The organism is Erythrobacter sp., from assembly GCF_023653175.1.
Lineage (GTDB): Bacteria > Pseudomonadota > Alphaproteobacteria > Sphingomonadales > Sphingomonadaceae > Erythrobacter.
In genome coordinates, this window is sequence record NZ_JAMNXL010000128.1 from 1 (window position 1) to 10,427 (window position 10,427).

Genomic DNA, 10,427 nt, shown 5'->3' on the forward strand with positions numbered 1-10,427 from the left:
AGGCGGGCAGGGCTGGTCGCGGGGCGAATCGGGGCAGGCGGGGGCGGCGCGGGCTCGGGGGGGACGCCGCTCTCGAACGGACGCATCGCCAGCGATGGGTAGTCGCCTTGCGTCCCCGCACAGGCGGCAAGCCCCGCGGCGAACGAGGCGATAATGGCAGATTTTGTCAGTTGTTCGCGCATAAAGATCCCATGTCCCGTTACCATGACACCTCGCGCTGGCAAAGTGTCCTGACGGTGCGGTTCGTCCGACTTTTTGATGATGGCGCGGATGCGAGGGGCGTTGACTTGGGCCCGCCTTTCCCCTAACGGCACGCATCCTTTACGGGGCTGCATCTTCGCAAGCCCCGCATTGCCGTTCGGTTTTTGTGGCGCAAGCGCGATGGCCGGACACTGCACAGACAAGAGAGTTTAGAGCCATGTTCGCTGTAGTGCGCACGGGCGGCAAGCAATATCGGGTTGCCGCCGGAGACAAGATTGCCGTTGAAAAGCTCGCAGGCGAAGCCGGCGACACGATCACGCTGGGCGATGTCCTGCTGGCCGGTGAAGGCGAGACTCTCGCCGATGCAGGGTCGGTAACCGTCTCGGCCGAGATCATCGCCCAGGCCAAGAGCGAGAAGGTGATCGTCTTCAAGAAGCGTCGCCGCCACAACTACCGCCGCAAGAACGGCCACCGCCAGCAGATGACCCTGCTGCGCATCACGGCTGTCGGCGCTGCCGCTGCCGAGAAGCCGAAGAAGGCTGCCGCCAAGAAGACCAAGACCGAAGACGCCCCCGCGGCGGCATCGGCCGAATAAGGAGCGTTTGAACCATGGCACACAAGAAAGCAGGCGGTTCGTCGCGCAACGGTCGTGATTCGGCCGGTCGTCGCCTTGGCGTGAAGAAGTTCGGCGGTCAGGAAGTGATCGGCGGCAACATCATCATCCGTCAGCGCGGCACCCGCGTGTACCCGGGCGTGAATGTCGGCATGGGCAAGGACCATACCCTCTACTCGCTCGCCGAGGGCGTCGTGCGATTCCACGCGGGCAAGCTCGGCCGCAAATACGTCTCGGTAGACGTGATGGCCGAAGCCGCCGAATAAGCGGACGATTCGATGAAGGGATCGTCCGTCAAGGATGGTCCCGGCGGGTGAAAGACCCGCCCTATGAGGGAGACAGGACCGTCCTCACATGAGGGGGTCCGTCTCCCTTTTCGCGTTCTCCCTCACCATCGCCGCGCGAATTCGAAAGTTTCGCGGCCATGAAATTGTCATGCGTCCACCCTAGGGGCGGGCGCGGGGCGAGGAAGGGAGAACTCGTGTTCCATCGCAGCGAAAGACTGTTTCTGAGACCCGCTTTCCCCGAGGATTGCGGCGCCATTCTTGCGGGCATCGGCGAGGAGGCGATCGTGCGCAACCTCGCGCGCGCGCCGTGGCCTTACAGGCTCGAAGACGCCCGCAGCTTTGCCGCCCTGCCGCAGGACAGCCGCCTGCCCCACTTCCTCGTGACGCTTCCGGGCGCTGGCGTGATCGGCTCCGCGGGGATCGGGGAGCACGAGGGCCAGCCCGAACTCGGCTACTGGATCGCGCGCGCCCACTGGGGCCGCGGCTATGCCACCGAGGCGGCGGGCGCGGTGCTGCATGTCGCGCGGATGCTCGGCCACCGGCGAGTGGTTGCGGGGCACTTCGTCGACAACCCGGCCTCGGGCAAGGTGTTGCGCAAGCTCGGCTTCGTCCCGACCGGACGGCCCGGGCAGCGCTTCAGTGCAGCGCGCGGCCGGGCGGTCGAATCGGTCGAATACGCGCTCGATCTGGTGGCCGACATGGATCCGGCCCCGCTCGCCCACGCCGCCTGAGGCGCACGGCGGGGCGGCGGGCGGCTTGTTCGCATTTGCAAAATCCCCTAGGGGCGCAGGGATATGGTCGCGAGAAAAAGACTGACTCCCGAGGAATCCCGCAGCACCGCGCTGCAGGCCGCACGCGCGCTGCTCATCGAGACGGGGCCGCAATCGGTGACGCTGAAGGCGGTCTCGGCACGCATCGGGCGCACCCATGCCAACCTGCTGCACCATTTCGGTTCGGCCTCCGGGCTCCAGCGCGCGCTCGCCGAGCATCTGGCGCGCACGGTGTGCGAGACGATCCTCCAGGCGGTCCACGCCAGCCGCGCCGGGCTCGGATCGGCGCGCGAGGTGGTCGATCTCGCCTTCGATGCCTTCGACCGCGAGGGCGCGGGCGCGCTCACCAGCTGGATGCTGCTGACCGGCAACGAGGATGCCTTGGATCCGATCATCTCGGTGATCCACGACCTGCTCGACGAGCTCACCCCGACCGAACCGCCCGAGCATATCGCCGAGCGGCGGCTGCACCGTGACACGCTGTCGCTGGTGCTGATGGCGCTGGGCGATGCGCTGATCGGCGGGGCGCTGGCGAAATCGCTCGGCCTGCCGCGCGATGCGGCGCGCGAACGGGCGACGGCGATGCTCGAAGCGAGCCTCGCGGGACACCAGATCGCTTAGGTTTCGGACGTAAGAACGCCAGCGCGCTGCCAATCGGGCAGGGCGGCCGGATCGAGCGCCTCGACCCGCAGGTGATCGACCGCAAGGCCGAGGTCTTCGTAAGCCGCTTGCCGCCGCGCCTCGTCTGACGCCGCGAGCGGCACCACCACCAGCCGGCGATTGACCTTCTGCCGCCAGTTCATCCGTGCGGTGTTTTCTTGGCCGACGTAACAACCCTTGGTGAAGCTGACGCCATTGAGCTCGACCGCGTTGGTCTCGAGCCACAGGATGTCGCCCATCTCCGCGCGGCCCTCGGGCACGCCAAGCGACAGGCGGTGGGCAAGCCACACCGCGTCAGCGCTCTCGCCCTCCGCCGCGCCGAGCCAGCGGTGACCGAGGCTGGGGAGACGGGGGTCAGCTACCGCACCCTCGCGCGGCACGGGGCTCCAGTGCACGCCGAGGCTTTCGTCCCGCGCGATGGCGATCTTGCGGTGCAGGCGGTACATCGACAGGCGTTTCGCCAGCTCGTCGGCGTGCTCCGCCTCGCAGTCGAGCAGCAGGCCCGCTGGATCCCGCCATACCAGAAAATCGAACAGGTGCTTGCCCTGCGCGCTCAGCAGCGCGGCGTAGCAGGGCAGCGGCCCCATCACGTCGTTGGTTACGAGGCCTTGCAGGAAGGCGGCGACATCCTCTGCCTCGTCAAGGGGCGAGAGGCGCACAGCTGCGCGTGTGGTCAGCAGGGTTGCAGTCATGGGTGACAGATAGGCATGGCCGCCGCTAAGGGGAAGCCATGAGTGACCGCCTGACCATCCGCCGCCCCGACGACTGGCACCTCCATTTCCGCGATGGCGACATCATGCGCGAGGTGGTGCCCTATACGGCGCGCCAGTTCGCCCGGGCGATCGTTATGCCCAACCTCACCCCGCCGGTGACCACCACCGAATTGGGCGCGGCCTATCGTGACCGCATCCGCGCCGCTGTGCCCGAAGGGGTGCGGTTCGAGCCGCTGATGACCTGCTATCTCACCGACACCACCGACGCCGACGATCTGGCGCGAGGAAGCGCTGAGGGCGTGTTCACCGCCGCCAAGATGTACCCCGCCAACGCCACGACCAACTCGGCGGCGGGGGTGACCAATGTCGAGAACCTCTATCCCGTCCTCGCGCGGATGGAGGCCGAGGACATCGTGCTGTGCATCCACGGCGAGGTGACCGATCACTCGGTCGACGTGTTCGACCGCGAAAAGGAATTCATCGAAAGGCACTTGCGCGCGATTGTTGCCGCCTTCCCTGGCTTGCGGGTGGTGTTCGAGCACATCACCACCAGCGACGCGGTGGACTTCGTGATGGCGTCGGGGCCGCAAGTCGCTGCGACGATCACCCCGCAGCACCTGCACATCAACCGCAACGCGATGCTGGTCGGCGGGATCCAGCCGCACAATTACTGCCTGCCGGTCGCCAAGCGCGAGAGCCACCGCCTCGCCCTGCGCAAGGCGGCGACGAGCGGCTCGCCCAAATTTTTCCTCGGCACCGACAGCGCCCCGCACCTGCGCAGCGCCAAGGAGAGCGCCTGCGGCTGCGCGGGCATCTTCGGCGCGCCCTATGCGCTGGAAAGCTACCTCACGGTGTTCGACGAGGAGGGCGCTCTCGATGCGTTCGAAGGCTTCGCCTCGCTCCACGGCCCGGCCTTCTACAAGCTGCCGGTGAACGAGGACAGCGTGTCCTTCGAACGCGCCGAGGTGGCGGTGCCCGCCTGCCTCCACGTGACCGGTGAGGAGATCGTCCCCTGGCACGGCGGGCAGACGCTAGGCTGGAAATTCCTAGGCTGAGGCAGCTTTCCGCTTCGCCCACAGGTCCCACACGAACACCGCCACCGCCACCCAGATCAGCACGAAGCTGCCCAGTTTCTCGGGCGCGAGAGGCTGGTGGAAGACGAACAGGCCGAGGAAGAACACGATCGTCGGCGCGATGTACTGGAGAAAGCCCAGCGTCGAATAGTCCATCCGCCGCGCGGCCAGTGCGAACAGCAGCAGCGGCACTGCGGTGACCACGCCCGAGAAGATGATCAGCGCGCTCATCCACGCGTCCTGCCCGAAGGACGAGCCTTGCGGGCTGATCGCGTACCACCCCGCGATTGCGACCGCGATAGGCAGCAGGATCGCGCTCTCGATGGTAAGGCCGGGAAGCGATCCCACGGCAACCTGTTTCCTCACAAGGCCATAGACCGCAAAGCTTATGCCGAGTGTGAGGCTGATCCACAGGCTGGTGATCGCGCCCGCGGCGAGCAGTGCCACCGCCAGCGCCGCGATCGCGACCGCCAGCCACTGGCGGCGGCTGAGCTTCTCGCCCAGCACCAGCGTGCCCAGCAGCACGTTCAGAAGCGGGTTGAGGTAATAGCCGATGCTGGTCGCATAGACTTCGCCGTTCATGATCGCCCAGATGTAGACGAACCAGTTGATCCCGATCAGCACGGCGCTGGCAAGCAGGGCGAGCAGGCTGCGCGGGCTCTTGAGTGCCGCCAGAAATTCGGGAAACTGGCGCCGCCAGGCGACGATCACGAGGCACAGCGGCAGGGTCCAGATGATCCGCCAGCCGACGAACTCGAACGGCGGGACGCTGCGGACCAGCACCAGATAGAGCGGCAGGAAGCCCCACATCACATAGGCACCGAGCGCCGGTGCGAGACCCGAGGCAACGGGGCCCGAAGGCTTCTGGGCGGGAGCGGGGTCGGACATGCTGGCGCGGCGTTAGGGGCGGGGCGGGGCTTAGGCAAGCGGCGCGGTCGCTGAATGGTTGCTTTCACCCGCGGCGGAGATTCGTTCAGATAGGTCGCGCTACAGATGAACGATATTGTTCTTGCGGCCATTCCCACCAGTGGTCGCCGGCACGCCAGGCTCCTTTGCCCTTGCGTGGAAAGCGCCTCCGGAGCCCCTGCTCCGGGGGCGTTTTCATGGGCCGATGCGATTCAAGAGGGGTGAGGGCCAAATTAACCATCCGCATGCCATGGGCGCATTATGCGCCTTGCTGTCATCCCCTTGGGTCTGCTCGCCCTTCTTTCCGCCTGCGGGCCGGGCGGGGACGAGGCTGCGCAAGGGGGAGGCCTGATCGCGACCGACCCGGTGATCGCCCGCGCGCTCCATGATCCCTTGATGAGCGATCCCGATCTTGCCAGCCGCAACGAGGCTGCTGCCGCGATCGGCTTTGCCGACAGCGCTGCGCTGCCGGTGCTGGCAGGGAGCAGCGCGGCCGCCGCTGCCGCGCGCGAGGCGATGCGAATCGAATTGCTCGAGAGCGGCACGCTTCCCGATCTCCCGCCTGCCGGTGACGCGCCGGGCGGGGCGGTGCTCGGGCCGATGTCGGGGCCTGAAGAACTGCTTGCCGCGGTCGGCGCGCCGGGCACCTGCGCCGGGGAGCTGAACGAGGATTTCGCGCTAGCCGCCACCCTGCCGCCCGCCGCCGCGATCCCGCCGCACGCGATGGTGGTGCAGGCTGGCGGGAGCGATGCGGCCGACTGCGGGTTGCGGATCGTCCGCTATCTCACCCCCGCCGCGCCCGAGGACGTGCTGCAATATCACCACGTCCGCGCCGCGCGGGCGGGCCTCACGCCGACCCGCCACGCCGCGCCCGGCGACAGCATTTCCGGCACGGGCGAGGGGTCGGAGCGGCTCGCGGTCAGCTTGAGGAAGGCGGCGCATGGCCTGACCGGCGTGACGCTGGTCTACCGAGCGAACTAGCCGGGCGAACTAGGGGCGCAGGCCGACCATGATCGTCGCGCGCGGCTGGTCCATCTCGGTGCTGGCGACCGGATAGGCGCTGTTGTCGGCAGCGTAATAGGCCGTGGGGCGGTGGTTGCCCGACAGGCCGATCCCGCCGAACGGCGCCTTGGCCGTGGCGCCATTGGTGGATGCGTTCCAGTTGATGATCCCGGCGCGGATATTGGCCCAGAAGCGCCCGTAATCCTCCGGGCTGCCGCCGATCAGCGCGGCCGAGAGGCCGAAGCGGGTGTTGTTCGCCTCGGCAATCGCGGTGTCGAGATCGGGCACGCGGATCACTTGCAGCAGCGGGCCGAACAGCTCGATATCGGGGCGGTCGGGAACGTCGGTCACGTCGATGATGCCGGGGCTGAGGAACGGCAGATCGGGGAGCGAGCGGCGCATGTGCAGCAGCGCGCGCCCGCCGCCGGTCAGCAAGGCGACGAAGCTCTCCATCATCCGCTCGGCGGTGTCATTGTCGATCACCGGGCCCATGAAGGGTTGCGGCTCGCCGAGCGGATCGCCGACCATCAGCTTGCGCGCCAGCGGTACGAGTTCGACCATCAGCGCATCGTAGACGCTTTCCTTGACGATCAGCCGCCGCGCCGAGGTGCAGCGCTGGCCGGTGGTGGCAAAGGCGCTCTGGACGATGATCGCGGCCGCATCGGCCAGCTTGGGGGTGTCGGTGACGACAATCGGATTGTTGCCGCCCATCTCGAGCGCGACGATCTTGCCCGGATTTGCGGCGAGCTTGCGGTTGATGGCGATCCCGGCCTGGGCCGAGCCGGTGAACAGCACGCCGTCGGTCCCCGGGTGGACGACCAGCGCCTTGCCTTCCTCCGGCCCGCCGATCACGCATTGGATGACGTCCGCGGGCACTCCTGCGCCGTGGAAGGCGGCGACCAGCGCCTCGCCCACTGCAGGCGTCTTCTCGGAAGGCTTGAACACCACCGCATTGCCCGCGATCAGAGCAGGGACGATGTGGCCGCAGGGCAGGTCCGCAGGGAAGGTGAAGGGGCCGATCACGGCCATCACCCCGTGCGGCTTGTGGCGCACCGCGGCGCTCGATCCGACGCCCGCGTCGAACTTCTTCTTGCCGGTGCGCTCGGCGTAGGCCTGCACCGCGATGTCGACCCTGGCGACCACCGCGTCGACCTCGCTGCGGGCTTCCCACAGGGGCTTGCCCGCCTCGCGCGCGATCAGATCGGCGAAGGTCTCGGCATCGCGGCGGACGGTGTTGGCGAAGGCGCGCAGGACCGCGATCCGCTCGGTCAGCGGGCGCGCGGCCCACGGCGCCCAGGCGCGGCGCGCGGCCGAGACCGCCGCGTCCACGTCCGAGACGGGCCCGCGCCACAATTCCTCGCCCGTTGCCGGCTCATGGGAAATGAGGATGGTGTCGTTCACGCTAGCGATGGTCGCCTGTTCATTCCTGCCCCCGCGGATGGGCGCCTGTATAGCGATTGCGTCTGAAAAGATAGGGGTGAGCCCCTTACGCATGTCCCGCAGGTTCGGGCGCGGGGCCGTGTGCTTCGCCCATCCGGCGCAAGGCGGCGACCTTGGCGTGGAGCGGGGCCCAGTCGTCGCGCTGGTCGATCGCGGACCATAGCCCCTCGACCTCCTCGATAAGCATCGTTTGGGGGGCGGGGTCGGACCAATAGGGATGGGTGTCGGCGACGGGCTGGTAATGGCTGAAGGCGCCGGGCAGGCCGCGCCCGCCGCGGTGCGTGAAGAAGAAGGCATCGGGCTGGAGCGCGCCTTCGCGCATCTGCGCCTCGCAGGCGGCAACGAGCTGGGTGTCGGCCTCGATCCCCTGCTGCTCCACCCCCAACCGCCAGCACCAGCGCCGCGCCACGGCCGCCATGTAGAGCGGCCCGAAGCGTTCGAGCGCGGCGACCAGCGGCGCGGTCTCGGCGTGCAGGCGCAGCGCGACGGCAAGCTGCCCGCAGTTCCAGTGCAGCGCCTCGGGCTGGCGGCCGAAGGCGTAGAGCCCGGCGTGGTCGAAATAGGCGGCGGTGAAGCCCGGCTCCCACGCAGGCAGCCAGCGCCACGGACCATAGTCGAAGCTCTCGCCGGTGACGTTCATGTTGTCGGTGTTGAGCACCCCGTGGACAAAGCCTGCCACCATGTAGCTGGCGGCCAGATCGGCCATGCGTTCGACCACCGCGTGCATCAGGCGGATCGCGGGATTGTCGCGGTCGGGGGCATCCTCGGGCGGGGGCGGGGCAGGGAAGTGGGCGAGGCAGTAGCCGATCAGCGCCTCCATCTCGTCCGCCGCCTCCAAGGCCAGCAGCCGCTGGAAGGTGCCGATGCGGATGTGCGAGTGGCTAAGCCGCACCAGCACCGCCGAGCGTGTGGGGCTGGGCTCGTCCCCGCGATAGAGCGCCTCGCCGGTCTCGATCACGCTGAAGGTCTTGGAGGTGTTGACGCCCAAGGCCTCGAGCATCTCGGTCGCGAGGATTTCGCGCACCGCGCCCTTCAGCGTCAGCCGCCCGTCACCGCTCCGGCTCCAAGGGGTGGTGCCCGAGCCCTTGGTGCCGAGGTCCATGAGACGCCCGCGCCCGTCGCGACCTTGCGCGAACAGGAACCCCCGCCCGTCGCCGATCTCGGGATTGTAAACCCGGAACTGGTGCCCGTGATAGCGCAGCGCGAGCGGCTGGGGGAGGTTGCCCGCCAAAGGCGCGAACCGCCCGAAATGCGAAAGCCACGCCGCGTCGCTCAGCCCCGCCAGCCCCACGCTCGCCGCGGCGCGATCATTGCGCCAGCGTAAGGCAGTCTCGGGAAAGTCCGCCGCCGCTACGGGATCGCCCAGCCACCCTGCCAGCGCGAGGATGACGGGATCGGGATGATAGGCGCCGGACGCATCCGGGTGTTGCAGTCGCTCGCTCATGCCGCGATAGTGGGGAAACGCAGGGCGGCGCGCAAGGCGCACGGGCCCTCGACTGAAGGGATTACCGGCGCCGATGGCCGCATTGTACGAAGACCGCTACTGGACCAGCAGCGATGGCCTGACCTTGCATTACCGGAATTACCCCGGGCCCGAAGGCGGCACGAAGCTGCCGGTGCTGTGCATGCACGGTCTCACCCGCAACGCCCGCGATTTCGCCGGGCTCGCCGAGGCGCTGTGCGCCACCCGCCGCGTGATCGTCACCGAAATGCGCGGCCGGGGGATGAGCGACTATGCGCCGGATTCGGACACCTATTCGCCGGTCACCTATGTCCAGGACGTGGAAAAGCTGCTCGCCGAGCAGGAGATCGAACGCTTCGCCGTAGTCGGCACCTCGATGGGCGGGCTGATGACCATGCTGATGGCGGCAGGCAAGCCGGGCCGGATGAGCGCGGTGGTGATGAACGACATCGGCCCCGAAGTGCAGACCGCAGGCCTTGCGCGCATCTCGGGCTATGTCGGTCAGGGGCGCTCCTACCCCACCTGGGTTCACGCCGCGCGCGGGCTGGAAGAGGCGCATGGCGCGGCCTTCCCGAAGTTCGATCTCGACCAGTGGCTCGAAATGGCCAAGCGCACCATGGTGGTGAGCCAGAACGGGCGGATCGTGTTCGATTACGACATGGCGATCGCCGAGCCCTTCGCCAAGCCCGGCAATGCCGCGCCGCCCAACCTGTGGCTCGCCTTCGAGGCGCTGGCGAGGGTGCCGATGCTGCTGGTGCGCGGGGGGCTGTCGGACCTCATCAGCCCCGACACGGTCAAGCAGATGGGGGTACGCAATCCGAAGATGACCACTATCACCGTCCCCGATGTCGGCCACGCGCCGACCCTCGACGAGCCCGTGGTGCGCGCCGCGATCCTCGCCCTGCTGGACGGGGCGGAGTGAGCGCAGCCGCAGCGGGGCGCGGGCCCCAGACTGTTCCGCGCATCCTGCATTGCCATTCGACCTTCGCTGCGGGCGGCAAGGAGGTGCGCGCTGCCCGGCTGATGAATGCCTGGGGGCCGCGGCTCGAGCACACCATTATCTCCGCAGTGCCCGAAGCGATGGCGGCCGCTGCGCTGGTCGGGAGCCATGTGCCGACCCGATACCCCGCCGATTTCCCTTCGCTGAAGGGCAGGCCCACACCTGCGCGGCTGGCGGGGCTCGCGCGGGCGATGCGGGGCTTCGATCTGGTCTGCACCTACAATTGGGGCGCGATGGATGTGGTGATGGCGCACCGCGTGTTCGGCGGGGTCTGGAAGCTCCCGCCGCTGGTGCACCACG

Annotated in this window: 11 protein-coding genes and 1 pseudogene; 8 read left to right on the forward strand and 4 right to left on the reverse strand. The window is 68.2% G+C overall.

Features of this window, described 5'->3' with window-relative positions:
• The first annotated feature begins 418 nt into the window (after positions 1 to 418).
• The 4 genes from rplU to NBV68_RS13590 all read left to right on the forward strand — a co-directional run bounded on the left by rplU (position 419) and on the right by NBV68_RS13590 (position 2,492).
• On the forward strand, positions 419 to 796 hold the full coding sequence (rplU, locus tag NBV68_RS13575) for a 50S ribosomal protein L21 (RefSeq protein WP_296310632.1): 378 nt from the start codon (positions 419 to 421) through the stop codon (positions 794 to 796).
• Between the two features lie 14 nt (positions 797 to 810).
• Complete coding sequence (gene rpmA / locus NBV68_RS13580; protein WP_296310634.1) at positions 811 to 1,080, forward strand: 50S ribosomal protein L27; 270 nt, start codon at positions 811 to 813, stop codon at positions 1,078 to 1,080.
• Positions 1,081 to 1,295: 215 nt separating this feature from the next.
• The gene (locus tag NBV68_RS13585) at positions 1,296 to 1,832 is read left to right on the forward strand and encodes a GNAT family N-acetyltransferase (protein WP_296310636.1); all 537 of its coding nucleotides are present in this window, start codon (positions 1,296 to 1,298) and stop codon (positions 1,830 to 1,832) included.
• 63 nt (positions 1,833 to 1,895) lie between these two features.
• A complete protein-coding gene (locus tag NBV68_RS13590; protein WP_296310637.1) occupies positions 1,896 to 2,492 on the forward strand; it encodes a TetR family transcriptional regulator in 597 nt (198 codons plus the stop codon).
• On the opposite strand, the gene NBV68_RS13595 is transcribed toward NBV68_RS13590, so the two are convergent.
• Positions 2,489 to 3,223, reverse strand: coding sequence for a folate-binding protein (locus tag NBV68_RS13595; RefSeq protein ID WP_296310639.1), 735 nt, complete (start codon positions 3,221 to 3,223; stop codon positions 2,489 to 2,491). The two genes, NBV68_RS13590 and NBV68_RS13595, sit on opposite strands and share 4 nt — an antisense overlap.
• A 38-nt stretch (positions 3,224 to 3,261) precedes the next feature.
• Between NBV68_RS13595 and pyrC the strand changes: the two genes are divergently transcribed.
• Positions 3,262 to 4,299: a dihydroorotase gene (pyrC, locus tag NBV68_RS13600; protein ID WP_296310641.1), complete on the forward strand. Its 1,038-nt coding sequence runs from the start codon at positions 3,262 to 3,264 to the stop codon at positions 4,297 to 4,299.
• On the opposite strand, the gene rarD is transcribed toward pyrC, so the two are convergent.
• Entirely contained in the window at positions 4,291 to 5,205 is a 915-nt protein-coding gene (gene rarD / locus NBV68_RS13605; RefSeq protein WP_296310643.1) for an EamA family transporter RarD, read from the reverse strand. The genes pyrC and rarD overlap by 9 nt on opposite strands.
• 279 nt (positions 5,206 to 5,484) lie before the next feature.
• On the opposite strand from rarD, the gene NBV68_RS13610 reads away from it, so the two are divergent.
• Positions 5,485 to 6,204: a hypothetical protein gene (locus tag NBV68_RS13610; protein ID WP_296310646.1), complete on the forward strand. Its 720-nt coding sequence runs from the start codon at positions 5,485 to 5,487 to the stop codon at positions 6,202 to 6,204.
• A 9-nt stretch (positions 6,205 to 6,213) separates the two neighbouring features.
• Here NBV68_RS13610 and NBV68_RS13615 read toward each other — a convergent pair whose 3' ends face one another.
• Positions 6,214 to 7,626, reverse strand: coding sequence for a succinylglutamate-semialdehyde dehydrogenase (locus NBV68_RS13615; protein ID WP_296310648.1), 1,413 nt, complete (start codon positions 7,624 to 7,626; stop codon positions 6,214 to 6,216).
• Between the two features lie 85 nt (positions 7,627 to 7,711).
• Positions 7,712 to 9,109: a protein adenylyltransferase SelO family protein gene (locus NBV68_RS13620; protein WP_296310651.1), complete on the reverse strand. Its 1,398-nt coding sequence runs from the start codon at positions 9,107 to 9,109 to the stop codon at positions 7,712 to 7,714.
• A gap of 73 nt (positions 9,110 to 9,182) precedes the next feature.
• Here NBV68_RS13620 and NBV68_RS13625 point away from each other — a divergent pair, with 73 nt between their 5' ends.
• Together NBV68_RS13625 and NBV68_RS13630 are read left to right on the forward strand one after the other, a co-directional pair.
• Positions 9,183 to 10,049 (forward strand): alpha/beta hydrolase, encoded by an 867-nt coding sequence (locus NBV68_RS13625; protein ID WP_296310653.1) that lies wholly within the window; start codon positions 9,183 to 9,185, stop codon positions 10,047 to 10,049.
• A pseudogene (locus NBV68_RS13630) lies at positions 10,046 to 10,427 on the forward strand (glycosyltransferase family 1 protein); the annotation flags it as partial. The gene NBV68_RS13625 and the pseudogene NBV68_RS13630, both read left to right, overlap by 4 nt.

Excerpts from the sequence above, each read along its gene's own strand:
- rpmA (WP_296310634.1), top strand. The coding sequence starts at position 811 with ATGGCACACAAGAAAGCAGGCGGTTCGTCGCGCAACGGTCGTGATTCG.
- NBV68_RS13590 (WP_296310637.1), top strand. The coding sequence starts at position 1,896 with ATGGTCGCGAGAAAAAGACTGACTCCCGAGGAATCCCGCAGCACCGCG.
- NBV68_RS13620 (WP_296310651.1), bottom strand. The coding sequence starts at position 9,109 with ATGAGCGAGCGACTGCAACACCCGGATGCGTCCGGCGCCTATCATCCC.
- rarD (WP_296310643.1), bottom strand. The coding sequence starts at position 5,205 with ATGTCCGACCCCGCTCCCGCCCAGAAGCCTTCGGGCCCCGTTGCCTCG.
- rplU (WP_296310632.1), top strand. The coding sequence starts at position 419 with ATGTTCGCTGTAGTGCGCACGGGCGGCAAGCAATATCGGGTTGCCGCC.
- NBV68_RS13625 (WP_296310653.1), top strand. The coding sequence starts at position 9,183 with ATGGCCGCATTGTACGAAGACCGCTACTGGACCAGCAGCGATGGCCTG.
- NBV68_RS13610 (WP_296310646.1), top strand. The coding sequence starts at position 5,485 with ATGCGCCTTGCTGTCATCCCCTTGGGTCTGCTCGCCCTTCTTTCCGCC.
- NBV68_RS13595 (WP_296310639.1), bottom strand. The coding sequence starts at position 3,223 with ATGACTGCAACCCTGCTGACCACACGCGCAGCTGTGCGCCTCTCGCCC.
- pyrC (WP_296310641.1), top strand. The coding sequence starts at position 3,262 with ATGAGTGACCGCCTGACCATCCGCCGCCCCGACGACTGGCACCTCCAT.